At 71.7% G+C, this 26662-nt stretch carries 28 protein-coding genes and 1 pseudogene; 17 read left to right on the top strand and 12 right to left on the bottom strand.

The genetic code is table 11. The features are described 5' to 3' along the window. Positions 1-105 precede the first annotated feature (105 nt). The 4 genes and pseudogenes from MKW14_RS13535 to MKW14_RS13520 all read left to right on the top strand — a co-directional run. Positions 106-954 (top strand): annotated as a pseudogene (locus MKW14_RS13535) (ABC transporter ATP-binding protein); the annotation flags it as partial. Beyond that, positions 951-1682: an ABC transporter permease gene (locus MKW14_RS13530; RefSeq protein ID WP_240862539.1), complete on the top strand. Its 732-nt coding sequence runs from the start codon at positions 951-953 to the stop codon at positions 1680-1682. The pseudogene MKW14_RS13535 and the gene MKW14_RS13530, both read left to right, overlap by 4 nt. Positions 1683-1687: 5 nt before the next feature. After that, the gene (locus MKW14_RS13525; protein ID WP_240862858.1) at positions 1688-2878 is read left to right on the top strand and encodes a sensor histidine kinase; all 1191 of its coding nucleotides are present in this window, start codon (positions 1688-1690) and stop codon (positions 2876-2878) included. Next, entirely contained in the window at positions 2875-3489 is a 615-nt protein-coding gene (locus tag MKW14_RS13520) for a response regulator (RefSeq protein ID WP_240862537.1), read from the top strand. Before MKW14_RS13525 ends, MKW14_RS13520 begins: the two co-directional genes overlap by 4 nt. A 3-nt stretch (positions 3490-3492) precedes the next feature. On the opposite strand, the gene MKW14_RS13515 is transcribed toward MKW14_RS13520, so the two are convergent. After that, entirely contained in the window at positions 3493-4344 is an 852-nt protein-coding gene (locus MKW14_RS13515; RefSeq protein ID WP_240862535.1) for a transglutaminase family protein, read from the bottom strand. Positions 4345-4374: 30 nt separating this feature from the next. Next, positions 4375-5382 carry a GNAT family N-acetyltransferase gene (locus MKW14_RS13510; protein WP_240862533.1) on the bottom strand — a complete coding sequence of 336 codons (1008 nt, stop codon included), beginning with the start codon at positions 5380-5382 and terminating at the stop codon, positions 4375-4377. Between the two features lie 140 nt (positions 5383-5522). On the opposite strand from MKW14_RS13510, the gene fdxA reads away from it, so the two are divergent. Together fdxA and MKW14_RS13500 are read left to right on the top strand one after the other, a co-directional pair. Beyond that, entirely contained in the window at positions 5523-5840 is a 318-nt protein-coding gene (fdxA, locus tag MKW14_RS13505) for a ferredoxin (protein WP_004926152.1), read from the top strand. A 115-nt stretch (positions 5841-5955) separates the two neighbouring features. After that, entirely contained in the window at positions 5956-7050 is a 1095-nt protein-coding gene (locus MKW14_RS13500; RefSeq protein ID WP_240862531.1) for a bifunctional succinyldiaminopimelate transaminase/glutamate-prephenate aminotransferase, read from the top strand. A gap of 110 nt (positions 7051-7160) precedes the next feature. Here the strand turns inward: MKW14_RS13500 and MKW14_RS13495 are convergent, their stop codons facing one another. Both MKW14_RS13495 and MKW14_RS13490 read right to left on the bottom strand, forming a co-directional pair. After that, positions 7161-7610, bottom strand: coding sequence for an ATP-binding protein (locus MKW14_RS13495; RefSeq protein WP_240862529.1), 450 nt, complete (start codon positions 7608-7610; stop codon positions 7161-7163). 286 nt (positions 7611-7896) lie between these two features. Beyond that, the gene (locus MKW14_RS13490; protein WP_240862527.1) at positions 7897-8886 is read right to left on the bottom strand and encodes a heavy metal transporter; all 990 of its coding nucleotides are present in this window, start codon (positions 8884-8886) and stop codon (positions 7897-7899) included. Between the two features lie 84 nt (positions 8887-8970). Between MKW14_RS13490 and dapE the strand changes: the two genes are divergently transcribed. Together dapE and MKW14_RS13480 are read left to right on the top strand one after the other, a co-directional pair. Then, the gene (gene dapE, locus MKW14_RS13485) at positions 8971-10050 is read left to right on the top strand and encodes a succinyl-diaminopimelate desuccinylase (protein ID WP_240862526.1); all 1080 of its coding nucleotides are present in this window, start codon (positions 8971-8973) and stop codon (positions 10048-10050) included. Positions 10051-10118: 68 nt separating this feature from the next. Next, positions 10119-10877: an LOG family protein gene (locus MKW14_RS13480; RefSeq protein WP_240862523.1), complete on the top strand. Its 759-nt coding sequence runs from the start codon at positions 10119-10121 to the stop codon at positions 10875-10877. Between the two features lie 28 nt (positions 10878-10905). Here MKW14_RS13480 and folP read toward each other — a convergent pair whose 3' ends face one another. Then, on the bottom strand, positions 10906-11766 hold the full coding sequence (gene folP / locus MKW14_RS13475) for a dihydropteroate synthase (RefSeq protein ID WP_240862520.1): 861 nt from the start codon (positions 11764-11766) through the stop codon (positions 10906-10908). Between the two features lie 141 nt (positions 11767-11907). On the opposite strand from folP, the gene MKW14_RS13470 reads away from it, so the two are divergent. Then, positions 11908-12264 (top strand): DivIVA domain-containing protein, encoded by a 357-nt coding sequence (locus tag MKW14_RS13470; protein WP_240862856.1) that lies wholly within the window; start codon positions 11908-11910, stop codon positions 12262-12264. Then, positions 12261-12839 carry a DNA-3-methyladenine glycosylase I gene (locus MKW14_RS13465; RefSeq protein WP_308314598.1) on the top strand — a complete coding sequence of 193 codons (579 nt, stop codon included), beginning with the start codon at positions 12261-12263 and terminating at the stop codon, positions 12837-12839. The genes MKW14_RS13470 and MKW14_RS13465 overlap by 4 nt, the downstream gene beginning before the upstream one ends. Positions 12840-12842: 3 nt before the next feature. Here MKW14_RS13465 and chcB read toward each other — a convergent pair whose 3' ends face one another. Beyond that, a complete protein-coding gene (gene chcB / locus MKW14_RS13460) occupies positions 12843-13646 on the bottom strand; it encodes a 2-cyclohexenylcarbonyl CoA isomerase (protein WP_240862518.1) in 804 nt (267 codons plus the stop codon). A gap of 373 nt (positions 13647-14019) precedes the next feature. On the opposite strand from chcB, the gene MKW14_RS13455 reads away from it, so the two are divergent. Then, entirely contained in the window at positions 14020-14187 is a 168-nt protein-coding gene (locus tag MKW14_RS13455; RefSeq protein WP_003966491.1) for a DUF3117 domain-containing protein, read from the top strand. 106 nt (positions 14188-14293) lie between these two features. On the opposite strand, the gene MKW14_RS13450 is transcribed toward MKW14_RS13455, so the two are convergent. Next, positions 14294-14992, bottom strand: coding sequence for an O-methyltransferase (locus tag MKW14_RS13450; protein ID WP_133044473.1), 699 nt, complete (start codon positions 14990-14992; stop codon positions 14294-14296). 238 nt (positions 14993-15230) lie between these two features. Between MKW14_RS13450 and sigE the strand changes: the two genes are divergently transcribed. The 5 genes from sigE (at position 15231) to MKW14_RS13425 (ending at position 20442) form a co-directional block, all read left to right on the top strand. Next, positions 15231-15935: an RNA polymerase sigma factor SigE gene (gene sigE, locus MKW14_RS13445; protein ID WP_240862515.1), complete on the top strand. Its 705-nt coding sequence runs from the start codon at positions 15231-15233 to the stop codon at positions 15933-15935. Next, positions 15932-16912 carry an anti-sigma factor family protein gene (locus MKW14_RS13440; protein ID WP_240862514.1) on the top strand — a complete coding sequence of 327 codons (981 nt, stop codon included), beginning with the start codon at positions 15932-15934 and terminating at the stop codon, positions 16910-16912. The genes sigE and MKW14_RS13440 overlap by 4 nt, the downstream gene beginning before the upstream one ends. Before the next feature lie 88 nt (positions 16913-17000). Further along, positions 17001-18848 (top strand): trypsin-like peptidase domain-containing protein, encoded by a 1848-nt coding sequence (locus MKW14_RS13435; protein WP_240862512.1) that lies wholly within the window; start codon positions 17001-17003, stop codon positions 18846-18848. A 233-nt stretch (positions 18849-19081) separates the two neighbouring features. Beyond that, the gene (locus tag MKW14_RS13430; protein WP_240862510.1) at positions 19082-19540 is read left to right on the top strand and encodes a sec-independent translocase; all 459 of its coding nucleotides are present in this window, start codon (positions 19082-19084) and stop codon (positions 19538-19540) included. Positions 19541-19776: 236 nt separating this feature from the next. After that, on the top strand, positions 19777-20442 hold the full coding sequence (locus tag MKW14_RS13425) for a hypothetical protein (RefSeq protein ID WP_240862508.1): 666 nt from the start codon (positions 19777-19779) through the stop codon (positions 20440-20442). A 107-nt stretch (positions 20443-20549) separates the two neighbouring features. Here MKW14_RS13425 and MKW14_RS13420 read toward each other — a convergent pair whose 3' ends face one another. The 3 genes from MKW14_RS13420 to MKW14_RS13410 are packed head-to-tail and all read right to left on the bottom strand — an operon-like array spanning position 20550 to position 23647. Further along, positions 20550-21683, bottom strand: coding sequence for an Mrp/NBP35 family ATP-binding protein (locus tag MKW14_RS13420; RefSeq protein WP_240862507.1), 1134 nt, complete (start codon positions 21681-21683; stop codon positions 20550-20552). A 43-nt stretch (positions 21684-21726) separates the two neighbouring features. After that, complete coding sequence (locus MKW14_RS13415; protein WP_240862505.1) at positions 21727-22320, bottom strand: DUF1003 domain-containing protein; 594 nt, start codon at positions 22318-22320, stop codon at positions 21727-21729. Continuing rightward, the gene (locus tag MKW14_RS13410; protein ID WP_240862503.1) at positions 22310-23647 is read right to left on the bottom strand and encodes a magnesium transporter MgtE N-terminal domain-containing protein; all 1338 of its coding nucleotides are present in this window, start codon (positions 23645-23647) and stop codon (positions 22310-22312) included. Before MKW14_RS13410 ends, MKW14_RS13415 begins: the two co-directional genes overlap by 11 nt. A gap of 199 nt (positions 23648-23846) precedes the next feature. On the opposite strand from MKW14_RS13410, the gene MKW14_RS13405 reads away from it, so the two are divergent. Next, positions 23847-24590: a hypothetical protein gene (locus tag MKW14_RS13405; RefSeq protein WP_240862852.1), complete on the top strand. Its 744-nt coding sequence runs from the start codon at positions 23847-23849 to the stop codon at positions 24588-24590. 4 nt (positions 24591-24594) lie between these two features. Here the strand turns inward: MKW14_RS13405 and MKW14_RS13400 are convergent, their stop codons facing one another. Both MKW14_RS13400 and MKW14_RS13395 read right to left on the bottom strand, forming a co-directional pair. Then, complete coding sequence (locus tag MKW14_RS13400) at positions 24595-25110, bottom strand: hypothetical protein (RefSeq protein ID WP_240862501.1); 516 nt, start codon at positions 25108-25110, stop codon at positions 24595-24597. 23 nt (positions 25111-25133) lie between these two features. Beyond that, positions 25134-26249, bottom strand: a complete 1116-nt coding sequence (locus tag MKW14_RS13395; protein WP_240862499.1) for a magnesium and cobalt transport protein CorA — start codon at positions 26247-26249, stop codon at positions 25134-25136. Positions 26250-26662: the final 413 nt, after the last annotated feature.

The raw sequence follows: 26662 nt of genomic DNA, 5'->3' as shown, positions 1-26662 counted from the left end.
CGGGGCCCGGCGGCCACGATGGTTTCCATGACGACGACAGCGACGGCCACCGGCACCCCGGTGGTCGGGTTCGACCAGGTGAGCAAGGTCTACGGGAACGTCCGGGCCGTCGACGGGCTGACGCTCGCGCTGCACCCGGGGGAGACGGTGGCCCTGCTGGGCCCCAACGGCGCCGGCAAGTCGACCACCCTCGACCTGCTGCTGGGCCTGAGGAACCCCGACGGCGGCACGGTCCAGGTCTTCGGCACCACACCGCGCCAGGCCATCGTCGCCGGGCGCGTCGGCGCGATGCTGCAGAGCGGCGGGCTGATGGACGAGGTGACGGTCGCGGAGCTGGTCAAGCTCGCCTGCGATCTGCACCCCAGGCCCTACAAGGTGAGCGACGTCCTCGCCCGCGCCGGTGTCGCGCAGATCGCCGACCGCAAGGTCAACAAGCTCTCCGGCGGTCAGTCCCAGCGCGTCCGCTTCGCCCTGGCCACGGCCGGCGACAGCGATCTGATCGTCCTCGACGAGCCCACCACCGGCATGGACGTCTCCGCCCGCCAGGCCTTCTGGGCCACCATGCGCGAGCAGGCCGACCAGGGGCGGACCGTGCTGTTCGCGACCCACTACCTGGAGGAGGCCGACGCGATCGCCGACCGCGTGCTGGTCCTGCACCGGGGACGGCTGCTGGCCGACGGCACGGCCGCCGAGATCAAGGCGAAGGCGGGAGCCCGGCGGGTGTCCTTCGACCTGGAGGGCCCGATCGACGAGGCCCCTCTGCGGGCCCTGCCCTTCCTCACCTCCGTCGACATCAGCGGTCAGACCGTCCGCATCCAGTCCACCGACGCCGACGCGACCGTGCACGCCCTCTACGGGCTCGGCGTCTACCCCCGCAACCTCGAAGTCGCCGGGCTCGGGCTCGAGCAGGCCTTCGTCGCCATCACGGAGGCCGAGGAGGCCAAGCAGTCATGAACAGCCTGATCAAACTGGAACTCACCCGCGCCCTGCGCAACCGCAGGTTCCTGTTCTTCTCGGTGATCTACCCCTCGGTGATCTTCCTGCTGGTCTCCAACCAGACGGGCACCGTCGACGGCACCGGCCTGAGCGTCGCGAAGTACGTCATGGTCTCCATGGCCTCCTTCGGCGCCCTGACCGCCGTCCTGATGGGCAACAGCGAGCGCATCGCCAAGGAACGGGAGGGCGGCTGGGTACGGCAGCTGCGGCTGACCCCGCTGCCCGGGCGCGGCTACGTCCTCGCCAAGACCGCCGGCGCGGCCGTGGTGAGCCTGCCGTCCATCGTGATGGTCTTCCTGGTCGCCGCCGCGGTGAAGGACGTACGGCTGGACACCTGGCAGTGGTTCGCCCTCACCGGCGCGATCTGGGCCGGCAGCCTGGTCTTCGCCGCGCTCGGCGTCGCCATCGGCTACCTCGCCTCCGGGGACGCGGTCCGCCCGATCACGATGATCGTCTACTTCGGTCTGTCGATCCTCGGCGGCCTGTGGATGCCGTCCTCGTCCTTCCCCACCTGGCTGCAGGACATCGCCAAGTGGCTGCCCACGCACGCGTACGCTGCCCTCGGGCGGGCCATCGAACAGAGCCAGGCCCCCCACACCCAGGACATCGCCATCCTCGTCGCCTTCTTCCTGCTCTTCGCGGGCGGCGCGGCCTGGCTGTACCGGAAGGACACGCTGAAGGCGTGAGCGCCATGACGGACGACGGACTGCCCGAGGACCTGCGGGCCGAGAACGCGATCCGGGTGGGTCAGGAGCCCCGCAACCGGGCCGAGGCGATGCGCAAGCTGGTCTGGATCATGCCCTGGCTGATCTTCCTCGGCTCGCCGGTGCAGGACCTGACCTCCGGCCACCACGGCACGGCCGCCACCGCAGCCGGCTGGGTGGCCCTGGCCACTTTCACCGCCGTCTACCTGACGCTGGTCTTCCGCAACATGGGCCGGCCCTTCTCCGGGGGGATCGTCGGCGCCTTCGTCGTCCTGCTCGGCGCCCTCGCCGTGGTCCTGTCCCTCACCCTCGGCAGCGCCTGGGTCGGCCTCTTCGTGTACGTCTCCGTCACCTGCGGGGCCACCCTGCCGCAGCGGATCGCGTACTGGGCGGTCGGGGCGAACACCCTTGCGATGTTCCTGATCGCGCTGCGGACCGGCTCGGACGACTGGAGCCTGGTCCTGGTCGTGCTGCTGCTGGGTTTCGCCATGATGGGCGTGAAGCAACTGGTCCGTACGACCGTCGAGTTGCGCAGGGCGCGGGCGACGGTGGCCCAACTGGCCGCCAACGAGGAGCGGCTGCGCCTCGCCCGCGACCTGCACGACCTCCTCGGCCACTCCCTCTCCCTGATCACGCTGAAGAGCGAGCTCGCCGGCCGTATGCTCCCCGACCACCCCGAGAAGGCGGCCCAGCAGGTCGCCGACATCGAGCAGGTCAGCCGGCAGGCCCTCGTCGACGTCCGGGCGGCCGTCTCCGGCTACCGGCGCACCCGCCTGCCCGACGAACTGGCCGGAGCGCAGGTCGCGTTGAAGGCGGCCGGTGTCGTCGCCGAGGTGCCCGCCGAGCCCGACCTCCGCGACGTCCCCGAGGAGAGCGAGACCGCCCTCGCCTGGGCGCTGCGCGAGGCGGTCACCAACGTCGTACGGCACAGCGGCGCGGGACGCTGCACGGTGGAGCTGCTGCGCCGGCAGACCCTGGACGGAGCGGTCCTCGAACTGTCCGTCGAGGACAACGGTTCCGGCGGCTCGGGCAAGGGCCCCGGAAACGGGCTGACGGGCCTGACCGAACGGCTGGAGAAGGCCGGCGGCACCCTGGAGGCGGGACGTGTCAGGAAGGGCTTCCGGCTGGTCGCCCGTGTCCCGGTGGACGCCCGGTCCACCGTAGGATCCGGGGCATGAGCCCTACGATCAAGGTGCTGCTCGCGGAGGACCAGTCGATGGTCCGCGAGGCGCTGGCGGCGCTGCTCGGTCTCGAGGACGACATCGAGGTCGTCGCGCAAGTGGCGCGCGGCGACGAGGTGTTGACGGCCGTCCGGGAACACGGCGTGGACGTGGCCCTGCTCGACATCGAGATGCCGGGCTGCACGGGCATCGAGGCGGCGGCCCAGGTCCACAAGGTCCTGCCCGCCGTGAAGCTGGTCGTGCTCACCACCTTCGGCCGCCCCGGCTACCTCCGCAGCGCCATGGAGGCCGGCGCCGACGCCTTCCTGGTCAAGGACGCCCCGGCGGCCCAACTCGCCGCCGCGGTCCGCAAGGTGCTGGCCGGCGAGCGGGTGATCGACCCCACGCTCGCGGCGGCGGCCCTGGCGGAGGGCGCCAACCCGCTGACCGAGCGGGAGCGGGAGGTCCTGCGCGCGGCGGCGGACGGTTCCACCAACGCGGAGCTGGCGGCGGCCCTGCACCTGTCCCAGGGGACGGTCCGCAACTACCTCTCGACGGCGATCCAGAAACTGGCGGTCCGCAACCGCGCGGAGGCGGTGCGCACGGCGCGGGAGAAGGGCTGGCTGTGAGGCTCAGTTGAGCATCGCCCGCGCGGTGCGGGCCTGTTGGCGGACCCGCTCGGCGGCCGGTTCGTCCACCGCCGCGACCACCTCGGCGTAGGCCTCCAGTTCGGTGGCGCCGGTGCGGAAGTCGCCGCGCTGGACGAGCAGTTGGGCGTGCTCGTAGCGCAGCCGCGCCGGATGCGAGGGCAGCAGCAGGGACAGCTCCACCGCCCACAGCGCCACATCCGACCGCTCGGGCCGGGCGGCGGCCCACGCGCGGACGTTGTTCAGGATCCGCAGCACGACGTCCAGCGGGTCGGCCGGCGTCAGCATCGACGGATGCAGGGCGGCCCCCGTGGCCCCGGCGACCAGCAGCTCCGCGTCGCCCCCGCCGAGCACCCGCCCCCCGTCGAACGGATCCGCGAGCACCTGCTGCTCCTGCGGACCGAACCCGACGACGAAGTGCCCGGGCAGCGCGACCCCGTACACCGGCGCCCCGGCCCGCCGCGCGACCTCCATCCACACCACCGACAGCAGGATCGGCAGCCCGCGCCGCCGCCGCAGCACCTCGTGCAGCAGGGACGACTCCAGCCGCTGGTAGTCGGCGGGGGAGCCGTGGAAGCCCTCCCGGGCGCCCAGCAGATGGTGCAGCGCGGTGGCCCAGGACGCCGGGCCGCCCGGACGGAACGGCACCTGCCCGGCGAGCCGGTCCAGCTCCATCTGCGCCGCGTCGATGCCGGCCTCGTCCAGCGCCCCGTCCGCCTCCGCGCCTACCAGCAGGCACAGCGTCGACAGGTCGGGCCGCTCGGAGCGCGCCTCCTCGGCGAAGCGCCGCCGCAGCTCGGCGGAGCGTTCGGGGGAGGGGGGATTCGGGGAACGCATAGCTGGCTCGTGCCCTCTCACGGCGATCGGTTACCGGCCGCCGCCGGAAGACTCCGGCTCCCGGTAGTGGTGGTACGCGTGGTGCGCGGCGAAACCCAGCCCGGCGTAGAGCGCGCGCGCCGCCGCGTTGTCCGTCTCGACCTGCAGCCACGCGGCCGAGGCGCCCTCGTCCAGCGCCCGCCGGGCCAGGGCGGCCATCACGGTCGTCGCCAGCCCCCGCCGCCGCATCTCCGGGTCCACCTCGACGGCCGCGAAGGAGGCCCACCGCCCGTCCACGACGCACCGCCCGATCGCGGCCGGTGCCTCCGCCCCCGGGACGGTCGCGAACCACACCGAGGGCCCTCCCCCGAGCACCTTCAACGCCACCTCGCTCACCCCCTTGCGCTGGTAGCGCGCGAGCCACGCCTCGTCGGCCGCCCGGGACAGCACCACCCCGGCCCCCTCGGCCCGGTCCGCGACCGGCGCCAGCGCCCCGACCCACACCTCGGCCGTCACCTCACGCACCCACCCCCGCCGCTCCAGCTCCGCACAGAGCAGCTCCTGCGTCCCCTCGGCCCCGGTGGCGGCCTGGACGTACGCCGGCAGCCCGCGGGCGCCGTACCAGCGTCGTACGACGTCCAGGGCCTCGTCGAGCGGCATCCCGGGGTCGCCGAGCGCCAGCACCGAGTTGGCCCGCCGGGTGAAGCCGCCCGCGGCCCGCAGCTCCCACTCGCCGAGCCGCTCGCTCTCCACCGGCCGCCACGCGCGCGAGGCGACGTGCGCGAGCTCCTCGAACGAGGCGGCGGGCCCCCGGCGGCGGGCCGGCGCGGCGGGGACCACCTTCCCCGCGACCAGCGCGGATTCCGGGATGCGGACGCTTTCGCCGCTCTTCCGTGTGATCAGCAGCACACCGTCGTCCCATGATGTGAGAACACCCACCGTGTCGGTGAACTTCTCGTGCGCCGCTCCAGGATCGCCCAGGCGTCGTACGGAGACTCGTTTACCCACGTCAGCAGGGGTGATACGGACCTCGAGTCGGCCGGACGCAGAGATTTCCACAGGTCAGTTCACCCCTCCTGTTCGGATCATGCCCAGGAACGGAGATACTAGGGGCGGGCATCGACGACGCCGCGCTCCCGCGCGCCAGGCGGCGGAGCCTGAGGAGGCCCGCCAGCGCCCTATCGAGGAGGAACGACAGCGTGACCTACGTCATTGCGCAGCCTTGTGTCGACGTCAAGGACAAGGCGTGCATCGAGGAGTGCCCGGTCGACTGCATCTACGAGGGCCAGCGGTCCTTGTACATCCACCCGGACGAATGCGTCGACTGCGGTGCCTGTGAGCCGGTCTGCCCGGTCGAGGCGATCTTCTACGAGGACGACACTCCGGAGGAGTGGAAGGACTACTACAAGGCGAACGTCGAGTTCTTCGACGAGCTCGGCTCCCCGGGCGGCGCGAGCAAGCTGGGTCTGATCGAGCGGGACCACCCCTTCATCGCCGCGCTTCCGCCGCAGGCCTGACAGGGCGGCGAGCCCGCAGCGTTCTCCGCCGCCTCGGTCCCGTACGGCCTGATCACCCCTGATCGCCGCACGGGACCGAGGCGTTCGCGTACGACCCGAAAGTGAGCGTCAGACCGTGTCCGCAGTCTCCAACCGCCTGCCCACCTTCCCCTGGGACAAGCTGGAGCCCTACAAGAAGAAGGCCGCCGCGCATCCGGACGGCATCGTCGACCTCTCCGTCGGCACGCCGGTCGACCCGGTCCCCGACCTGGTCCAGAAGGCCCTGATCGACGCGGCGGACTCCCCGGGCTACCCGACGGTCTGGGGCACCCCGGCGCTGCGTGACGCGATCACCGGGTGGCTGGAGCGCCGGCTGGGCGCCCGCGAGGTCACCCACCGCCACGTCCTGCCGATCGTCGGCTCCAAGGAGCTCGTCGCCTGGCTCCCGACCCAGCTGGGCCTCGGCCCCGGCGACCGGGTCGCCTTCCCGCGCCTGGCCTACCCCACCTACGAGGTGGGCGCCCGGCTGGCCCGCGCGGAGTACGAGGCGTACGACGACCCCACGGAGCTGGACCCCGAGGGCCTGAGGCTGCTCTGGCTCAACTCGCCGTCCAACCCCACCGGCAAGGTCCTCTCGCAGGCCGAACTGACGCGCATCGTCGCCTGGGCCCGCGAGCACGGCGTCCTGGTCTTCTCCGACGAGTGCTACTTCGAGCTGGGCTGGGAGGCGGACCCGGTCTCGGTCCTGCACCCCGAGGTGAACGGCGGCTCGTACGAGGGCATCGTCGCCGTGCACTCGCTCTCCAAGCGCTCCAACCTGGCGGGCTACCGCGCCGCCTTCCTGGCCGGCGACCCGGCGGTCCTCGCGCCCCTGCTGGAGATCCGCAAGCACGGCGGCATGATCACGTCGGCGCCCACGCAGGCGGCGGTGGTGGCGGCCCTGGCCGACGACACCCACGTCCACGAGCAGCGGGAGCGTTACGCGGCCCGCCGCGAGGCGCTGCGCGAGGCCCTCGTGAACCACGGCTTCCGCATCGAGCACAGCGAGGCCAGCCTCTACCTCTGGGCGACCCGGGACGAGTCCTGCTGGCAGACGGTCTCCCACCTGGCCGACCTGGGCATCCTGGTGGCCCCGGGCGACTTCTACGGCCCGACGGGCGAGAGGTTCGTACGCGTGGCACTGACGGCGACGGACGAACGCATCAGGGCGGCGACCGAACGCCTGACCTGAAGCGCGGCGCCCCGTAAAGGGCGCGGGGAACTGCGCGACCGGCCCGCAGCCGACGCACAGCGAGAAGGGGCCCAGGAACGTCCCGAGCCCCTTCACCGAGGAACGCCGCGTCAGCCGACCGGCAGACCCTTCACCGGCAGGGTCTGGCCCGTCGGCAGGCCACCCTTGGCCAGCGAGTCCGTCGGCAGCCCACCCTTCGTCGCCGTCCTCGCGGTGTCACCGAGAACCCCGCCGGCCGCCCCGGCAGCGTTCCCCGCGGTCTTCTGCGCCACGGGCGTCGCCTTCTTCAGGACCTGGCCGCTGGTCTTCCCGGCGGCCGGCAGCGCCTTCTCCACCGTCTTGCCACCGGCGTTGCCCGCGACCTTGGTGACGTTCTGCGCCGCGGCGTCGACGGTGTTGCCGACGTGCGCCCCGTCCAGGGCGGTCAGCCCGCCGAGGTCGGGCGTCGCGGGCAGTTCGGTGGCCGCGCTCGCGGAGCCGGCCGCACCGACCCCGGCAGCCACTCCCGCTGCGGTGAGCAGCGCGGCACGGGCGATCCGGCGGGTCAGAGGGAGGGACATGATGCTCCTGTTGATCGACTGGGTGGTTGATCGTCCGGGCTCGGACGCAGTGACTACCGCTCGAGACCCGCGAAGGTTGCGGAGACCCAACGTAAAGAGTTGGCAATGCGTCGCATAATCAGCTGCGCACAAAAGCGGGCAAACGGCACCCGGTCTGAAAGTCTGCCGAACCCTTACACCCCTGTGCTCCCAAGGGTTGTGACCGATCCGGGAGTGACGGCACGAAAACCTGCGCACCCCAGGGGACCCACACCGTCCGAGTAGCCCGCGCGAGGGAAGACCCGTACTACTGCCCGGTCACGATCCGCACCGCGGCCTTGGCGACTCCGCCGGTCTCCTGCGAACCGGCCGCGCGCCAGCGGCTGTCGGTGTTCCCGGCGGTCCACTCCCGCCCGCCGAACGAGACCCGCTCGATGTGCAGCGCGGTCGCGTTGGCCACGGCCCAGTGCGCCACCTGCCACCCGCGCTGGCCGGCGGTCCGCCCCTTCGCGGGGCTCTTGCCGGCGGCCACCGGAACCGTCACCGTGCGCGTGCCCGACGCCGGCTCCGCCGTCGGCGTCGGCGTCGGCGAGGGCGTCGAGGCGTGCTTCTTCCGGCTCACCTCGGCCCCGGCCGGCTGCAGCACGTCCCGTCCGAAGTCCCGTACCAGAGCGGCCCGTACGGCCTCGGGGCCCGCGGCCCGCACGGTGGTCGTGTCCGGGCGGCCCTGACAGGTCAGGGTGGCCGGCGCGTGCCCGGTGAGGGCGGCGGCCAGCAGGGCGGCGTCGGGCTCGTGCTTGGCGTAGGCCTCCGGGAAGCCGCTGCGCTGCACGCGCTGCGCGGCCACGGTGAGCGGGAGCTTCTGGTAGTCGGGCACCTTGGCCAGGTGCTCGTAGAAGACGCCCGCCGCGTACGTCGGGTCCAGGATCTGCTGCGGCTTGCCCCAGCCCTGCGAGGGCCGCTGCTGGAAGAGGCCGAGGGAATCCCGGTCGCCGTGCTGGATGTTGCGCAGCCCCGACTCCTGCAGCGAGGTCGCCAGCGCGATCGTCACGGCCCGCTCGGGCATCCCGCGGTCGGTGCCGACGACGGCGATCGTCGCCGCGTTCACCGCCTGCTCGGGCGTGAACTCGTACGCCTCGCCGTCGTTCTTGCCCGAGACCACCTTGCAGCCGGGGCCGTGCCCTCCGGTGACGTACTGCACCACGAGATAGCCCGCGACGGCGAGCAGGACCACGAGGGCCGCCCCGACGCGAAGGAGACGGCCACGGCGTTTGAGGGTGTGTGACGGCTCTGGCACGCCGTACAAGGTAGCGGAGGCCGCTGTGGCTCCCGCCGCGGGTGTGGACAACTGACGAAGGCGCTGGCGGGTTAGGGTCTGGGCATGGCCGACACCTCGATTGACCTCACCCTGAACGCGGCCGAGCTCACCGCGCGGCTCGTCGACCTCCCCTCCGAGAGCGGCACCGAGGAGCCCCTCGCCGACGCGATCGAGGCCGCCCTGCGCACGCTCGGGCACCTGACGGTCGACCGGTACGGCAACAACGTGGTCGCGCGGACGAACCTGGGCCGCCCGGAGCGTGTCGTCCTCGCCGGGCACATCGACACCGTCCCGATCGCCGACAACGTCCCCTCGCGGCTGGACGAGGACGGCGTCCTGTGGGGCTGCGGCACCTGCGACATGAAGTCCGGGGTGGCGGTCCAACTGCGCATCGCGGCCACGGTCCCGGCCCCCAACAGGGACCTGACCTTCATCTTCTACGACAACGAGGAGGTCGAGGCCGAGCGCAACGGGCTCAAGCACGTCTCCGAGGCCCGCCCCGAGTGGCTGGAGGGCGACTTCGCGGTGCTGCTGGAGCCGTCGGACGGCCAGGTCGAGGGCGGCTGTCAGGGCACCCTGCGCGTGCTGTTGAAGACCAGGGGCGAACGCGCCCACTCCGCGCGCAGCTGGATGGGCTCCAACGCCATCCACGCGGCCGCCCCGATCCTGGCCCGGCTGGCCTCGTACGAACCCCGCTACCCGGTGATCGACGGCCTGGAGTACCGGGAGGGCCTGAACGCGGTGCGGATCTCCGGCGGGGTGGCCGGCAACGTCATCCCCGACGAGTGCGTGGTCACGGTCAACTTCCGGTACGCGCCGGACCGCAGCGAGGAGGAGGCGATCGCCCACGTCCGCGAGGTGTTCGCGGACTGCGGGGTCGAGGAGTTCGTGGTCGACGACCACAGCGGCGGCGCGCTGCCCGGCCTCTCCCACCCGGCCGCGGCGGCCTTCATCGAGGCGGTCGGCGGCACCCCCCAGCCCAAGTACGGCTGGACCGACGTCTCCCGCTTCTCCGCCCTCGGCATCCCGGCGGTCAACTACGGCCCCGGCAACCCGCACTTGGCGCACAAGCGGGACGAACGGGTCGAAACGGCGAAGATCCTCGCGGGTGAGGAGCGGCTGCGCGCCTGGCTGACACGCTGAGGTCCCCCGTCCGTAACCCGCGTAGATCTACGCTGAGGTGGAGACACCTGCAAGCGGAGGGAGCGCACATGGCTACCGGGAACCCCGAGGGCAAGAAGGTGCCGCCGGACGAGCAGCGCCTGGGACCGGTCCTCCGACGGCGGGGACAGGTGACGGCGAGCACCACCGACCAGCGGCTGCTGGACGCGGGCGGCCCCTCGGACTGGGTCCACACGGACCCGTGGCGCGTGCTGCGCATCCAGTCGGAGTTCATCGAGGGCTTCGGCACGCTCGCCGAACTCCCGCCCGCGATCAGCGTCTTCGGCTCGGCCCGTACCCCCGTCGACTCCCCGGAGTACGAGGCCGGTGTACGGCTGGGCAGCGCGCTGGTCGACGCCGGGTGGGCGGTCATCACGGGCGGCGGCCCCGGCGCCATGGAGGCGGCCAACAAGGGCGCGTGCGAGGCGGGCGGCATCTCGGTCGGCCTCGGCATCGAGCTGCCCTTCGAGCAGGGCCTGAACCCCTACGTCGACATCGGCCTCAACTTCCGCTACTTCTTCGTCCGGAAGATGATGTTCGTCAAGTACGCGCAGGGTTTCGTCGTCCTCCCGGGCGGCCTCGGCACCCTGGACGAACTCTTCGAGGCCCTCACCCTCGTCCAGACCCAGAAGGTCACCCGGTTCCCGATCGTCCTCTTCGGCACCGAGTACTGGGGCGGCCTGGTCGACTGGCTCAAGAACACCCTGGTCGCCCAGGGCAAGGCGGCGGAGAGGGACCTGCTGCTCTTCCACGTCACGGACGAGGTCGAGGAAGCGGTGGCCCTGGTGTCGAAGGAAGCGGGCCGCTGACGGTCCGCGCGTGACGGGGGCCGGCGCCCTACGCCAGCCCCCGGCGGGCCACCGCCGGGGGACGGTGACCCGCGATCGACGCCACCATGTCGAGCACCTGACGCGTCTCCGCCACCTCGTGCACCCGGTACACCTGTGCACCCAGCCAGGCGGAGACGGCGGTGGTCGCCAGCGTCCCCACCACCCGTTCCTTCACCGGCTTGTCCAGCGTCTCGCCCACGAAGTCCTTGTTGGACAGCGACACCAGCACCGGCCAGCCCGTGTCGACCATCTCGCCCAGCCGCCGGGTCGCCTCCAGGCTGTGCCGCGTGTTCTTCCCGAAGTCGTGCCCGGGATCGATCAGCACCGACTCCCGGGGCACCCCGAGCGCCACGGCCCGCTCGGCAAGACCCAGGGTCACCCGCAGGATGTCGGCCATGACGTCGTCGTACGACACCCGGTGCGGACGGGTCCGCGGCTGCGCGCCCCCCGCGTGCGTGCACACCAGCCCCGCCTTGTACCGGGCGGCGACCTCCGCGAGCCGGGGATCCACCCCGCCCCACGCGTCGTTCAGCAGATCGGCGCCCGCCTCGCACACGGCCTCGCCGACCTCCGCCCGCCAGGTGTCCACGCTGATCACGACGTCCGGGAAGCGCCGACGGACCTCCGCCACGAACCCGACGGTCCGGCGGGCCTCCTCCGCGGCGCTCACCTCGTCACCGGGCCCGGCCTTCACACCGCCGATGTCGATGATCGCGGCCCCCTCCGCCACCGCGTGCTCCACGCGCGCGAGGGCGGGCTCGTCGCGGAAGGTCGCCCCCTGGTCGTAGAAGGAGTCCGGGGTCCGGTTCACGATCGCCATGACCACCGGCTCGTGCGCCTCGAACTCCCGCCTGCCCAGCCTGAGCATCCGCTGTGACCTCTCCTAGTACGACCTGGGTGTTCCGGCCTTTCGGCCGCCTGTGACCCTAACTGTCAGAGTCGCATGGCACGATCGGACCCTGACACATCCAGCTTCCGTACATCGAGCATGGGGACCACAGCGATGGTTATGTTCTTGTTCCTCGTCGTCGCTCTCGCCGTCGTGGTCGCCGCGGTGACACTGGCCGTGGTGGGCGGCGGGGAGGGCGACGGACCGCTGCCCGAGGTGGCCCCCGAGCGGCTGCAGGACCCCCTGCCGCCGGACCGCCCGGTCGACCGCGCGGACGTCGACGCGCTCCGCTTCCCGCTCGCCGCGCGCGGCTACCGGATGGCGGACGTCGACGACGCCCTCAACCGCCTCGCCGCCGAACTCGCCGAGCGGGACGCCCGGATCGCCGACCTGGAGTCCGCGCTGGCGGGCGCGCAGGCGGCGGCCCACCACGTCTCCATGGAGAAGCCGGGGCACGGTCAGGAGGGCCACCAGTGACCGACGGCGCCGCCATCACCGGCCCGGACGGAGCGCTGCGCTGCCCCTGGGCCCTGTCCACCGAGGACTACGTGGCCTACCACGACGAGGAGTGGGGCCGCCCGGTCCACGGCGACGACGCGCTCTACGAACGCCTCAGCCTGGAGGCCTTCCAGTCCGGCCTGTCCTGGATCACCATCCTGCGCCGCCGGCCCGGCTTCCGGGCCGCCTTCGCCGACTTCAGGATCGAGAAGGTCGCCGCCTTCACGGAGACGGACCGCGCCCGCCTCCTCACCGACCCGGGCATCATCCGCAACAGGGCCAAGATCGACGCGACGCTCGCCAACGCGCGGGTGCTGGCGGAGTGGGCGCCGGGCGAGCTGGACGGCCTGATCTGGTCCCACGCTCCGGAGCCCGGACCGGTGCCGAAGACCCTGTCGGACGTCCCGCCGGTCACCCCGGAGTCGACGGCCCTGTCCAAGGCGCTGAAGAAGAGAGGCCTGCGTTTCGTGGGACCGACCACGGCGTACGCCCTGATGCAGGCGTGCGGCCTGGTCAACGACCATCTTCAGACGTGTGTCGCGAGACAGGGCTGATCCTCAGCGGCCCAGGTACTTCGGCTTCTCCTTGTTGACGAACGCCTGCACCGCGATCATGTGGTCCTCGGAGGACCCGGCCCGGGTCTGCAGCTCGTCCTCCTTGTCCAGCGTCTCGTCGAGGGAGTGCGTCAGGCCGTACGCCATGGCCTCCCTGATGGCCGCGTAGGCGACCGTCGGCCCCTCGGCCAGCGCCCGCGCCACCTTCGCCGCCTCGGCGTGCAGCTCTCCCGCCGGCACGAGACGGTTGGCGATCCCCAGCTCGTACGCCTCCTGGGCCTTGATGCTGCGCGGGAAGAGCAGCAGGTCGGCGGCCCGGCCCGGCCCCACGACCCGCGGCAGCGTCCAGGACATGCCCGAGTCCGCGGTCAGGGCGACCCCGGCGAACGACGTGTTGAAGGCGGCGGTGTCGGCCACGATCCGGTAGTCGGCTACCAGCGCCAGCCCGAATCCCGCCCCCGCCGCGACCCCGTTCACCCCGGCCACGACGGGCTTCGCCATCCCGGCCAGGGCCCGCACGATCGGGTTGTAGTGCTCACGCACCGTGCTCATCGTGTGCCCGGATCCGGTCTCCCGGTCCTGCGCCAGCAGCCCGATGTGCTCCTTGAGGTCCTGCCCGACACAGAACGCCCGCTCCCCGGCGGCCGTCAGCAGCACGGCCCGTACGGCCCCGTCGCCCGCCGCCTCCTGGACCGCCTCCCGCAGCGCGACCTTCGTCGCGATGTTCAACGCGTTCATCGCCTCGGGCCGGTTCAGGGTGATCGTCGCGAGCCCGTCGGCCACCTCGTAGAGCACGGTGTCGGCCATGGTCTGTCCCCTCCGTTGGTACGACCGGTCAGTACGCCATCGTTACGTAGGACAGCATGACGGAGATCGCCGCTCACGCACCGGACCGGACGTGTGACCTGCGTCAAAGAATTCCCGTCGGTTTCCGGTGCGCGGAAGTCCGTGCGGCCGCGCAGTATCGCAGTCACATCGCCGAATTGGGTGGTTTTGCTCGCGCGCGTTGCCCAAGCGATGCCGACTGATGTTGGTCATCGGGTCCTGAGATGCGGGATAATGGCTTGGAAGCAATGTGTTCGATGCCGGTGTCGCGTGTCCAAGTCCCACGCCTGGACCGCGCGTGCCCTCCAGGGCCGTCGGCTTTGACGATGAGCTGGTTTCAGGAAGGGGAACGAGCATGGCGGCCATGAAGCCGCGAACGGGTGATGGCCCGCTCGAGGTGACCAAGGAGGGGCGGGGCATCGTCATGCGCGTTCCGCTCGAAGGCGGCGGTCGGCTCGTCGTCGAGCTGACCCCTGACGAGGCCGACGCGCTCGGCGACGCCCTCAAGAAGGTCGTCGGCTGACGCGGAAGCGACCATACCCTTTCGGCAACCCCGGCATCCAAGTGGTGCCGGGGTTGCTCTGTGTGGGCCTCGTCACCGCCCCGGCGGCGTCACCGTCAGTGGCCGGTCAGCGCTTCACGGCGCACAGCAGCCCGTCGCCCACCGGCAGCAGCGACGGCAGCAGCTCCTGGCTCTCCCGCACCGCCCGCAGCAGCTCCCGCAGCCGCAGCACCTCCGTCGGCTGGGGTCCCGAATCGACCGTGCGGCCGTTCGCGAAGACCCCCTCGAAGACCACCAGCCCCCCCGGACGGAGCAGCCGCAACGATTCAGCGAGGTAGTCCATGACCTCCTGCCGGTCGCCGTCGCAGAAGACCAGGTCGTAGCCGGCGTCCGCGAGGCGGGGCAGCACGTCCAGGGCGCGGCCCGGGATGAAGCGGGCGCGGTTGCTGGCGAAGCCGGAGGCGCGGAAGGCCTGACGGGCGAACTGCTGGTGCTCCGGTTCGGGGTCGACGGTGGTCAGGACGCCGTCCGGGCGCATCCCGTGCAGGAGGTGGATACCGGAGACGCCGGTGCCGGTGCCGATCTCGGCCACCGCCTTCGCGTCCACGGAGGCCGCCAGCAACCGCAGCGCGGAGCCCGTGCCGGGCGACACCGAGCGCAGCCCCGCCTCACGGGCCCGGTCGCGGGCCCAGCGCAGCGCTTCGTCCTCGGCGGCATAGGCGTCGGCGAACGCCCAGCTTGCCTGCCGGTTGCCGGTAATGACCCTCTCCTGTCCCCGTGGTTGCCTGGGCGTGACTGTATCCGTTGGGCCCGGGAACCCGCAGATGGGACCGGGCGTTTAGAGGGGTGGAGACGACGGCGGGGGGACACAGTTGGATCACGACGACGATCGGGTGCTCGAGGAACCGCGGACGCGGCGGCACGAGCCCCGACAGCCCAGATCAAATTCTCGTAAAACCGCTTATCCGGTCCTAACGGGCGAGGTGGCTATGGTAGGGGCTCCACTGGACACCACCAGAGATGACAGGGGAGGTGCGGCCGCGCCCAACGGGGACCGGGCTGGAGTGCTGCGGCGCTTCCTCGGATCAGCGGGCAGGCCGAAATCCGTGAACGACACCGCTGCTGACCCCGGCCACGCCGCTGGCCACGCCCAGACCGCGACTTTCTCCACCGACGCGGACGGGCAGGCGTGGACTCCGCCCACCTGGGAGGAGATCGTCAGCATGCACAGTGGCCGCGTCTACCGGCTGGCGTACCGCCTGACCGGTAACCAGCACGACGCCGAGGACCTCACCCAGGAGGTCTTCGTCCGCGTCTTCCGCTCCCTGTCGACCTACACGCCGGGCACCTTCGAGGGCTGGCTGCACCGCATCACCACCAACCTCTTCCTCGACATGGTCCGCCGCAAGCAGCGCATCCGCTTCGACGCCCTCGGCGAGGACGCGGCCGAGCGTCTGCCCAGCCGCGAACCCACCCCGCAGCAGGCCTTCAACGACGCCCACTTCGACGCGGACGTCCAGCAGGCCCTCGACACCCTCGCGCCCGAGTTCCGCGCCGCGGTCGTCCTGTGCGACATCGAAGGACTGTCGTACGAGGAGATCGCCGCGACCCTCGGCGTCAAGCTCGGCACGGTCCGCTCCCGGATCCACCGCGGCCGCTCCCAGCTGCGCAAGGCCCTCGCGCACCGCGCGCCGCAGACCCGGACCTCCGAGCGCCGCTCCTTCGTGCCCCGGGTGGCCGCTCTGGGAGGAGGGGGCGCGACCGCGTGAGTGGATCACGACCCGACCCCGTCGAACGGCGCCTCGCCGAGCAGCATCTGGGAGACCGACTCTCCGCCCTGGTGGACGGTGAACTCGGTCATGAGACGCGTGAGCGAGTCCTCGCCCACCTGGCGACCTGCGCCAAGTGCAAGGCGGAGGCCGACGCGCAGCGGGAGTTGAAGAGCGTCTTCGCGGAGGCGGCCCCGCCGCCCCCCTCCGAGAGCTTCCTCGCGCGGCTCCAGGGGCTGCCCGGGGGAGGTGATCCGGACGGCGATGGCTCGCCGTTCGGCGGGGGAGGATTCGCCGGCCTGTCCCCAAGACCCGGCGCCTCCGCCCTCCCCGGGGTCTTCGGCCTGAAACGCCCCGAGCGCTTCGCCTTCGACTACAGCCCCGCCGCGCCGCACACCGCCCCCACCCCGGCCCTCCCGGCCTCCGACCACGGCTTCCGCATCCATGACGTCCGCCGGCCCGAGACCGACCGCTCCGCCTCGCGCGGGAAGCGGTTCGCGTTCGTCGCCGCCGGGGCGGTCTCGCTCGCCGCGATCGCGCTCGGCGGGGTCACGACCGGCGCGGTGACGGACACGGCCGCGGACGCCCGTGGGGGCTCCGGCGCGGGCAGCAATGTGACGCCGGCGCGTACGCCGGGGACGGGGGCCGCGGCGCCCGAGAACCAGCGGCGCCGTGGCACGGGGCCCCTGCTCAGCCAGGGGCAGGGCGGTCGCACCCTCGGGGACACCCCGGTGGCCCCGACCCAGGTGTCCGCACCGCTGCTGCCGGGTGTACCCAGCCCTGCCGGGGCGGACCAGACCATGCACACGCTGACGGCACCCGTCGTGGCCGGTGCCGCGGTGATGTCCCCGCTCATACGTCCGCTCAGCATGACCTCCCCGCTGACGCCGACCTCAGGATCGGCGCAGCCGGAGGCCACGACGCCACTCCTCGCCACACCTCTCCCCGACGCGACCCCCACCGACCCCACTCGCTGACCGGCCCCTGCGCCTCGGCCCGGGAACCTGGTTGAATCCACGGTGAACCGCGTCTGCGCACTGCGTCGCGGTCACCTGTGGGGAGATCATGAACGAGGGGAAGCCCACACGGCCGAAGTGGTGGCACCGAGGGGTTCGCGAGACGGGCCCCGGCCACACGGAACCGACGCCGACACTGGCGGAGCCGGAAGGCCATGGGGACGCCGAGGGCGACTTCCGGCTGGCGCCGCCGGCCCAGGACCGTGATCACGCTGCGGCGCTCGCCAAGGGTGACTTCGAGCTGCCGCGCCCGGTGGAGGTGGGGACAGTCGACGCTCCCGCCGCGGGTACGGCCGACGCGCCTCGAGCGGCCTCCGCCGACGGCGACTATGAACTGAGCGCTCCCCGGACAGCGACCGACACGGCGGCGGCTCCGCGGGAGACGGGCGGACCGCAGCCGGAGGCGCCGGGTGAGGCCGAGGCGCAGGCGGATGCGGCAGACCCGACACTCGCCGCCCGCCCGGCCCCCCTCCACGACCCCGACCCGTACGGCACCCCGCCCTACGGCGAACCCGGCCCCTGGGCTCCAGCACCCCCGGTCCAACACCCTGCCGTCACACCGACGCAGGACACAGCGATACCGCCCTCGCAGGACACGCCGGCCTCCCACCTCGCGCCCCCGGCCGACCTCAACCCGCCACCCCCAGCCGACCCCGCCTCCACCCCCACCCCTTCACTCGAGCCCACCCCCGCCCCCACCCCCAACCCCTGGCAGAACTACGACCCCTGGGCCCCCGCCCCCTTCCAGCAGCGCGGTGTCGGTGTTGAGGACAAGGACACGCGGCGTCGGCGGGTGCGTAGGGCGCTTGTCGGGGGAGCGGTCGTGCTGGCGCTGGTTTCCGGTGGGGTCGGTGGGGTCATTGGGGCATATTTGGAGCGGGACGGGGGGATCGGGGCCGTGACGCTGCCGCAGGCCGGGAAGGAGCCTGCGGGGCGGGCGCCGGACAGTGTGGCCGGCATCGCCGCGCGGGCCCTGCCCAGCGTGGTCACCCTGCACGTCACCGGCGTCGAGGAGTCCGGCACCGGCACCGGCTTCGTCCTGGACGACCTCGGGCACATCCTCACCAACAACCACGTCGTCGAGCCCGCCGGGTCCAGCGGCAAGATAACCGTCACCTTCAACAGCGGCGACACCGCCAAGGCCACCGTCGTGGGCCGGGACAGCGGCTACGACCTCGCCGTCGTGAAGGTGACCGGAGTGCGCGGGCTCAAGCCCCTGCCGCTCGGCAACTCCGACAACGTCCAGGTCGGCGACCCCGTCGTCGCCATCGGCGCCCCCTTCGACCTGGCCGGCACCGTCACCTCCGGCATCATCAGCGCCAAGGAGCGCCCGATCACCGCCGGCGGCGACAGCACGGACGGGAGCGACGTGTCGTACGTGGACGCGCTGCAGACGGACGCGCCCATCAACCCCGGCAATTCCGGCGGCCCCCTCCTCGACTCCCGGGGCCGGGTCATCGGCATCAACTCCGCGATCCGGTCCGCCGACGACGGCTCGGACTCCGGAAGCGGTCAGGCCGGTTCCATCGGCCTCGGCTTCGCGATCCCCGTCAACCAGGCCAGGCGCGTCGCCGAGGAACTGATCAACACCGGCAGGGCCACCCACCCGGTCATCGGCGTCACCCTCGACATGAACTACACCGGCGACGGCGCCCGCGTCGGCAAGAAGGCCGCCGACGGAGGCCCCGCCGTCACCGCGGGCGGCCCCGGGGCCAAGGCCGGCATCAAGGCGGGCGACGTCATCACCGCGGTCGACGGCGTACGCGTGCACTCCGGCGAGGAACTGATCGTCAGGACGCGCGCCCACCGCCCCGGCGACCGCCTGCGGCTCACCGTGCGCCGGGGCGGCGGCGAGCGGACGATCTCGCTGGTGCTCGGGTCCTCGGACAGCAACTGACCCCGGACAGCGACTGACCTCGGACAGCAACTGACAGGAAGCTCACAGACGGGTTCCAAACTCCTGCCCCGCAAGGCAAACATCCCGGAAAACCACCACCCGGACGCACTCGGAACCCTCGGGACAGTACCGGTCGTACGGGATCGCCGGGTACCGTGGATCCGGCCCGGACCACGGAAGACCCGCACAGACCGCCGAGGGCCGAGGACCGAGGACATCGCAAGGAGCTTCAGGTGTTCAATGACATAGGACCGCTCGAGCTGCTGACGATCATTGTGCTCGCCGTGCTCGTCTTCGGTCCGGACAAGCTCCCGAAGGTCATCCAGGACGTCATGCGGACGATCCGGAAGATCCGAGAGTTCTCAGAGAGCGCCAAGGCGGACATCCGGCAGGAACTGGGCCCGGAGTTCAAGGACTTCGAGTTCGAGGACCTCAACCCCAAGACCTTCATCCGCAAGCACCTGGACAGCGATGACCTGGGGCTGAAGGAGATCCGCAACGGCTTCGACCTGAAGAAGGAGATGGCCGAGGTCACCGAGGCGGTCCAGAGCTACGACACCGACGCTCCGTCCTCGTCCTCCTCGTCGTCCGCCTCGGCCACCTCGTCCTCCTCGTCTTCCGGCGGCCGCGTCGACATGACGAAGAAGCCCGAGGAAGACGACCGGCCGCCCTTCGACGCGGACGCCACCTGAGCCGTACGGCGCGTGGCAGCCGGGAGCGCCGAAACCGTCGTACGTGACGCGTTTCATACTCCGTCGCGCCCTCGCACGGCCTGAAGCCGCCCCCCTATACGACCCACGCGCCGGTAGGTTTCCCGGCTGCCCGGAGCGGGGTGGCTATGCTGCCGAGTTGTTGTGCGGACCGGACGAGTCAGCCCGAAGGGGGGCGGGCCGCTCCGGTCCGACGAGAGCGAGGAGGCGTCCGGGCAATGGAGACGACGAGTCGGGCAGTCGCGCAGGCGCCGGCCGCGGAGGGCGGACAACAGGTCCCCTCCGCCCGGCGCACGGTCGACGGCTACCTGCAGGCGCCCTTCCCGTGGTACGGCCTCGACGAGGCCTTCACGGGGCCGCGCTGGCTGATGCAGGTCGGAACGGCGGCCGACGGTGCCGTCGAACACGGGTCGGTCGGGCACGGCGACGAGCCCTCGGTGAAGAACGAGATCGGCTCCACCGGTGAGCCGCGGGAGAAGTTCGCGGTCGTGGTGACGGTCGCGGCGAACCCCTCCCGCAGGAGCGCCGACGGCACGGGGCTGCTGGAGGCCACCTCGGTCTCCTCGGCGGCGTGGCTGGCCGGGGTGGGGCTGCTGTCGTTCACCTGGCCCGGGCAGATGGACCACAGCCTCCGGGACGACTGGCTGGAGCAGCAGACGGAGACGGCGTGGGCGCTGGCCGACGATCTCGCCGGCCCCGAGTGGTCGACGCTCTCCCTGCCGGTGGACGGCGTGCCCACTCCCTTCCACTACCGCGAGTCCGAGTTCGGCTGGGTGCTCGCGGGGTCCACGCAGGCAGGGGTGCACGTGGGGGCGTACGGGAGAGGGATGAGCGCCTACGGGCTCGGCTTCGCCATGATCAAGGACATCGGCGAGTACGCCTGACAACGACAGCCTGACGACGGCAGCCTGACGACGACAATGGGGCGACGACAATGGGGCACTGTCCCACCGGACGGCGCCCCACAGTCGTACGAAGGCCTGGAACCGGCCTAGAACTTGTTCTTCGGGGTGATCCCCAGGGACAGCCCCGAAAGGCCGCGCTGCCGTCCGCCCAGCTTGCCCGCGATGCCCCGCAGGGCCGCGCCCGCCGGGCTCTCCGGGTCGGTCAGCACCACCGGCTTGCCCTCGTCGCCGCCCTCGCGCAGGCGCACGTCGATCGGGATGGAGCCGAGGACGGGGACCGTCGCGCCCGTCGTGCGGGTGAGGCCGTCCGCGACCGTCTGCCCGCCGCCCGTGCCGAAGACGTCGACCATCTCGCCGCAGTGCGGGCAGGGCAGCCCGGACATGTTCTCGACCACGCCCACGATCTTCTGGTGGGTCTGCACGGCGATGGAGCCGGCCCGCTCGGCGACCTCCGCCGCTGCCTGCTGAGGCGTCGTCACGACCAGGATCTCGGCGTTCGGGACCAGCTGGGCGACCGAGATCGCGATGTCACCGGTGCCGGGCGGCAGGTCCAGGAGGAGGACGTCCAGGTCGCCCCAGTACACGTCCGCGAGGAACTGCTGCAGCGCCCGGTGCAGCATCGGGCCGCGCCACACCACCGGCGCGTTGCCCGGGGTGAACATGCCGATGGAGATGACCTTCACGCCGTTCGCCGACGGCGGCATGATCATGTTCTCGACCTGGGTGGGACTGCCGTCCGCGCCGAGCATGCGCGGCACGCTGTGGCCGTAGATGTCGGCGTCGACGACACCGACCTTCAGGCCGTCCGCGGCCATCGCCGTCGCCAGGTTCACCGTCACGGACGACTTGCCGACGCCGCCCTTGCCGGACGCGACCGCGTACACCCGGGTGAGCGAGCCGGGCTTGGCGAAGGGGATCTCCCGCTCGGCCTGGCCGCCGCGCAGGGCGTTGGCCAGCTCCTTGCGCTGCTCGTCGCTCATCACGTCGAGCGAGACGTCGACGCGGGTGACCCCCTCGACCCGGGAGACCGCCTCGGTCACGCGCTGGGTGATGGTCTCGCGCATGGGGCAGCCGGAGACCGTCAGGTAGACGGTCACCGCGACCGCCCCGTCCGCGCCGATGTCGACCGATTTGACCATCCCGAGCTCGGTGATGGGTCGGTTGATCTCGGGGTCGTTCACCGTCGCCAGTGCCTCGCGCACCGCGTCTTCGCTAGCCATAAGGACGATGGTACGGCTCGGTAGCCTGGCCCCGGTAAGCCCGTCACCGGTCGTCTACGTCACGTCCCCGGGACCGTTCCGCCGGGAATACGGCGTGTTCGTGGTGCCCGTCCTTGCGGTACTCCAGCTCCTTCATCAGGTCCTGCAGCTCGGAGCGGATCCAGTCGCGGGTGGCGACCTCGCCGAGGCCGATGCGCAGGGCGGCGACCTCCCGGGTCAGGTACTCGGTGTCGGCGATGGACCGCTCGTTCTGCTTGCGGTCCTGTTCGAGGTTGACCCGGTCCCGGTCGTCCTGCCGGTTCTGCGCGAGCAGGATCAGCGGGGCCGCGTAGGAGGCCTGCAGGGACAGCATCAGGGTCAGGAAGATGAACGGGTAGTTGTCGAAGCGCAGGTCCTTCGGCGCGAAGACGTTCCACGCCACCCACAGGATGATGACGACCGTCATCCAGACGATGAACCGTCCGGTGCCGAGGAAGCGCGCGATGCGCTCCGACAGCCGCCCGAAGGCCTCCGGGTCCCACTCGGGCAGCAGCCGCCGCCGCGGCGCGCGCGGCTGGTCCAGGCGCACCCGGGTGCGGGTGGTCGCCGTCGCGCCCGCCGGGGTGCGCTCACGGGTGCTCTCACGCTCAGGCGTCATGAGCGGCCACCCCCCTGGTGTCCTCGTCGCCGGCGTTCTCGCCGCCGGTCTTCCCGTCCTCGGCGTCCTCGTTCAGGTGGAACTCGGTCTCCCGCCAGTCCTCGGGCAGCATGTGGTCCAGTACGTCGTCCACGGTCACCGCGCCGAGCAGCGACCCGGCCTCGTCCACCACGGGCGCCGCGACCATGTCGTACGTCGCGAAGAACCCGGCGACGACGGGCAGCGCCGCGTCGGGGTCGAGCGGCTGCAGGTCGTCGTCGATGATCGAACTGACCAGGGTGTACGGGGGGTCGCGCAGCAGCCGCTGGAAGTGGACCGTGCCCAGGTACTTGCCGGTCGGTGTCTCGTCCGGCGGGCGGCAGACGTAGACCTGGGCGGCGAGGGCCGGGGAGAGGTCCCGGTTGCGGACGCGGGCGAGCGCGTCGGCGACGGTGGCGTCCGGCCGCAGCACGATCGGCTCGGTGGTCATCAGACCGCCCGCGGTGTGCTCCTCGTACGACATCAGGCGCCGCATGTCGGCCGCGTCGGAGGGCTGCATCAGGCTCAGCAGCCGCTCCTTGTCCTCCTCCGGCAGTTCGGAGAGCAGGTCGGCCGCGTCGTCGGGGTCCATGGCCTCCAGGACGTCGGCGGCCCGCTCCTCCTTCAGCTTGCCGAGGATCTCGATCTGGTCGTCCTCCGGGAGCTCCTCGAGGACGTCGGCCAGCCGGTCGTCGTCGAGGGCGGCGGCGACCTCGGCGCGCCGCTTGGCGGAGAGGTGGTGCAGGACGTTCGCCAGGTCCGCCGGGCGCAGCTGCTCGAAGGTGGCCAGGAGGCTCTCCGCGCCCTGTCCGTGCTCCTCCAGGGAGAACCCGGTGACGGCGGACCACTCGACGGTCAGCTGCTCGCCCTTGGCCCGCCGGAAGGCGCCGCCCTTGCGGCCCTTGCGGACGAAGACGCGGTCGACCTCCCACTCCCGGCGGGCCGGCAGCTGCTGCACGGACACGTCGAGGACGGTGACCTCCTCGCCGGTCTCGACGAGGGTGACCCGGCGGTCCAGGAGCTCCCCGAAGGCCAGCCGTTCGGTGGGGCGTTGCTCGAAGCGGCGGACGTTGAGCACTCCGGTGGCGATGACCTGGCCGGACTCGATGCTGGTGACCCGGGTCATCTGCAGGAAGATGCGGCGCCGGGTGGGCAGTTCGACGACGAGGCCGAGCACGCGCGGAGGCCGGCGGCCGACGCGCAGCATCACGACCAGGTCGCGCACGCGGCCCACCTGGTCGCCGTTGGGGTCGAAGACGGGGACGCCGGAGAGGTGCGAGACGAAGATCCGGGGGGCGGCGCCTGCCATGGTCGTGCTTCCTTTTCGTGCGGGGTTCGTAGGGCTGTGCTGTTCCGAATTGCCCGCTCGGGTGGGCTTCAGGCTAGCCCGTCCCGATCGGATATGCCCTGGTGGACGGTCCGGACGGACCGGCTCCGCCGGTGGCCGCCGACCCCTGTAGGGTGCCGAGCACCGTTCAGTGCAGCCGTTCAGAAAGGCAGCCGTGTCTGTGACTGCGAGGCCGCAGGGCCGTACTCGTCGGGCGGTGGTGACCGGGGCCGTGTGTGCGCTGGTCGTGACGGGGAGCGGGTTGCTGACGGGGTGCGGTGAGGACCCCGACGCGGGCACGAACGGGGTCGGCAAGCTGTCCGCCGGCACGATCCAGTCCAGGACGCGTACGGCCGCGCGGTCCGCGGCCGCCGTACGGCTCGCCGGAGACGTCGTCACCAATGGCCGTACGTACCGGCTCGACATGCGGTTGAAGCCCGAGGGGGCGGCCGGGTCGGTCACCTCCAAGGGGGTGGCCTTCGGGCTGCTGCGGATCGGCGAGCGGCTGTACCTGAAGGCCGGCGCGGGCTTCTGGAACCACGCCGACGGGGACCACGGCACGTCGGCGGCGGGCAAGCTCGACGGCAAGTACGTGAAGGTGCCGCAGGGCGACCCCGCGTACAAGAAGTTCAGCGGTTTCACGGACAAGGACGTCCTCCTCGAAGGGCTGCTGACCCTGCACGGTTCGCTGGCGACGGACGGGCACCACGAGCAGGCGGGTACCCGGACCGTCCGCATCACGGGTGACAAGGGCTCAGGGGGCACGCTGGACGTGTCCCTGGAGGGCAGGCCGTATCCGCTGCGCCTGCAGCGCGCGGGCGGCGCGGGCACGCTGACCTTCTCGGCCTGGGACAAGGACTTCACCCTGGCCGAGCCGGGCAAGGACGAGACGGTGGACTACGGCAAGCAGCTGCCGGCGTCCTGAGGGCTCATCGGCGTGGCTTCTTCTTTTTCAGCAGCAGCCGGGGCAGCCCCGCGGGGACGGGCCGGCGGGTCGTGGCCGGCGTCGGCAGGGGCGCCTCGGCCAGGCTGTCGTCGGGCAACGGCGTTGTCGCCCCGGTCGGTTCGAGCCGCAGCACCCGGCAGGTGCGGGCCCATCGCTCGGTCATCGCCTCTGCGTCGGGCGCGTTGAGCCGCTTGCCCTTCAGCTCGGCGACCGTCGCCTCCCACGCCTCCGTGCCGGACGTGAGCTCGACGACCTTCGCGGACCAGGAGACCAGCCGGCCCCCCTTGTCCTTGCTGCGCACGGTGACCTCGGCGGTCGTGCCGTCGGCCAGTCCCGGCAGCGGCTGCTCGCCCGGTCCGTCGCCGACGACACACGCGGCACCCTCGTGCCACACGTGCCACAGCGCGCGGGCCGGCCCGCCCGGGCCCCGGACCCACACGAGGCCGGACTTCTTGGTGGCCTCCTCGACGAGGGCCTGGCCGAGCAGCTCGCTTGTCATGGACTGAAGCCTATCCAGACGGCTCACAGCCAGCCGTTGCGCTTCAGCGCCCGGTGGATGCCGACACAGAGCACGACCGTGAGGCCGAGGACGGTCGGGTAGCCGTAACGCCAGTGCAGTTCGGGCATGTGGTCGAAGTTCATGCCGTAGACCCCGGTCACCATCGTCGGTACGGCGATGATGGCGGCCCACGCGGTGATCTTCCGCATGTCCTCGTTCTGCGCGACGGACGCCTGCGCGAGGTTGGCCTGGAGGATCGAGTTGAGCAGTTCGTCGAAGCCGACGACCTGCTCCTGCACGCGGGCGAGGTGGTCGGCGACGTCCCGGAAGTACTTCTGGATGTCGGGGTCGACCAGCCGCATCGGCCGCTCGCTCAGCAGCTGCAGCGGCCGCAGCAGCGGCGCCACCGCCCGCTTGAACTCCAGCACCTCGCGCTTGAGCTGGTAGATCCGCGCCGAGTCCACACCGCGCGCGACGCCGCCGCGGCCCGGCGAGAAGACCTCGGTCTCCACCTCGTCGATGTCGTCCTGCATGGCGTCGGCGACCGCGAGATAGCCGTCCACGACATGGTCGGCGATCGCGTGCAGCACCGCCGAGGGGCCCTTGGCGAGCAGCTCGGGGTCGTCCTGCAGCCGGTGGCGCAGGGCGCGCAGGGAGCCCTGGCCGCCGTGCCGGACGGTGATGAAGAAGTCCCGTCCGGTGAAGCACATGACCTCGCCGGTCTCGACGATCTCGCTGTTGGCGGTGAGCTCGTCGTGCTCCACGTAGTGGATGGTCTTGAAGACGGTGAACAGGGAGTCGTCGTAGCGCTCCAGCTTGGGCCGCTGGTGGGCTTGGACGGCGTCCTCCACGGCCAGCGGGTGCAGCCCGAACTCGCTCGCGATGCCGGAGAATTCGGCCTCGGTCGGCTCGTGCAGACCGATCCAGACGAAGCCTCCGTCGCGGCGCACCTGGCGCATGGCCTCGTGCGGGGTGAGCGCCTGCGGTGTCTGGACGCGGGCCCCGTCCCGGTACACGGCGCAGTCGACGACGGCCGAGGGCGTCCCGGGGGCGCGTGTCGTGTCGTACACGCCGGTGTCCTTGCGCAGGGAGATGCGGGACGGGCGGACCGCGGCACGCAGGTCACGGATCATCGACATGGCTGGCTCCTTCGTGGCAGGCAACGAAAGGGCGCCGACGACGGCTGGAACTGCCCGGAATGGGGACGTCCTGACTTCGGATGTTTGGCACGTCCACAAAGCGGGGAGCACCGCACCGTCGCGGTGGCCGGCTTCGCTGCTGGTTCAGATCAGACAGATCAGGCACAACAAGACGAAGTGCTCTTCCGCGCGAGGACGTGAGCGTGAAAGGCGGCGGTCAGCCCAGGCCGGATCAGCTGTATCAGCGGCGGGAAGAGCGAGTGGTACTGCACGGGTGACTTCGATCCATGACAGCCCCACCTCCTCCGGCCGGTCCCTCGTAAGGGACGTTCCATTCCCGTAAGGGAGTCCAACTGGTGTCGGGACTCGGTCGCGACGCCATCGCGTGCTGCCCGAACGACCGGGCCAGACTA

The sequence above is a fragment of the Streptomyces gilvus genome, assembly GCF_022513565.1.
Taxonomy (GTDB): Bacteria; Actinomycetota; Actinomycetes; order Streptomycetales; family Streptomycetaceae; genus Streptomyces; species Streptomyces gilvus.
Note: the sequence above shows the minus strand (reverse complement) of the source record. Positions and strands in the feature narration are given on the sequence as shown.

What these genes read in the sequence shown, in the direction of transcription:
- MKW14_RS13530 (WP_240862539.1), top strand. Translation starts at nt 951, where the DNA reads ATGAACAGCCTGATCAAACTGGAACTCACCCGCGCCCTGCGCAACCGC.
- MKW14_RS13525 (WP_240862858.1), top strand. Translation starts at nt 1,688, where the DNA reads ATGACGGACGACGGACTGCCCGAGGACCTGCGGGCCGAGAACGCGATC.
- MKW14_RS13520 (WP_240862537.1), top strand. Translation starts at nt 2,875, where the DNA reads ATGAGCCCTACGATCAAGGTGCTGCTCGCGGAGGACCAGTCGATGGTC.
- MKW14_RS13515 (WP_240862535.1), bottom strand. Translation starts at nt 4,344, where the DNA reads ATGCGTTCCCCGAATCCCCCCTCCCCCGAACGCTCCGCCGAGCTGCGG.
- MKW14_RS13495 (WP_240862529.1), bottom strand. Translation starts at nt 7,610, where the DNA reads ATGTCCCTCCCTCTGACCCGCCGGATCGCCCGTGCCGCGCTGCTCACC.
- dapE (WP_240862526.1), top strand. Translation starts at nt 8,971, where the DNA reads ATGGCCGACACCTCGATTGACCTCACCCTGAACGCGGCCGAGCTCACC.
- MKW14_RS13480 (WP_240862523.1), top strand. Translation starts at nt 10,119, where the DNA reads ATGGCTACCGGGAACCCCGAGGGCAAGAAGGTGCCGCCGGACGAGCAG.
- folP (WP_240862520.1), bottom strand. Translation starts at nt 11,766, where the DNA reads ATGCTCAGGCTGGGCAGGCGGGAGTTCGAGGCGCACGAGCCGGTGGTC.
- MKW14_RS13470 (WP_240862856.1), top strand. Translation starts at nt 11,908, where the DNA reads ATGTTCTTGTTCCTCGTCGTCGCTCTCGCCGTCGTGGTCGCCGCGGTG.
- chcB (WP_240862518.1), bottom strand. Translation starts at nt 13,646, where the DNA reads ATGGCCGACACCGTGCTCTACGAGGTGGCCGACGGGCTCGCGACGATC.
- MKW14_RS13455 (WP_003966491.1), top strand. Translation starts at nt 14,020, where the DNA reads ATGGCGGCCATGAAGCCGCGAACGGGTGATGGCCCGCTCGAGGTGACC.
- MKW14_RS13435 (WP_240862512.1), top strand. Translation starts at nt 17,001, where the DNA reads ATGAACGAGGGGAAGCCCACACGGCCGAAGTGGTGGCACCGAGGGGTT.
- MKW14_RS13425 (WP_240862508.1), top strand. Translation starts at nt 19,777, where the DNA reads ATGGAGACGACGAGTCGGGCAGTCGCGCAGGCGCCGGCCGCGGAGGGC.
- MKW14_RS13420 (WP_240862507.1), bottom strand. Translation starts at nt 21,683, where the DNA reads ATGGCTAGCGAAGACGCGGTGCGCGAGGCACTGGCGACGGTGAACGAC.
- MKW14_RS13415 (WP_240862505.1), bottom strand. Translation starts at nt 22,320, where the DNA reads ATGACGCCTGAGCGTGAGAGCACCCGTGAGCGCACCCCGGCGGGCGCG.
- MKW14_RS13410 (WP_240862503.1), bottom strand. Translation starts at nt 23,647, where the DNA reads ATGGCAGGCGCCGCCCCCCGGATCTTCGTCTCGCACCTCTCCGGCGTC.
- MKW14_RS13400 (WP_240862501.1), bottom strand. Translation starts at nt 25,110, where the DNA reads ATGACAAGCGAGCTGCTCGGCCAGGCCCTCGTCGAGGAGGCCACCAAG.
- MKW14_RS13395 (WP_240862499.1), bottom strand. Translation starts at nt 26,249, where the DNA reads ATGTCGATGATCCGTGACCTGCGTGCCGCGGTCCGCCCGTCCCGCATC.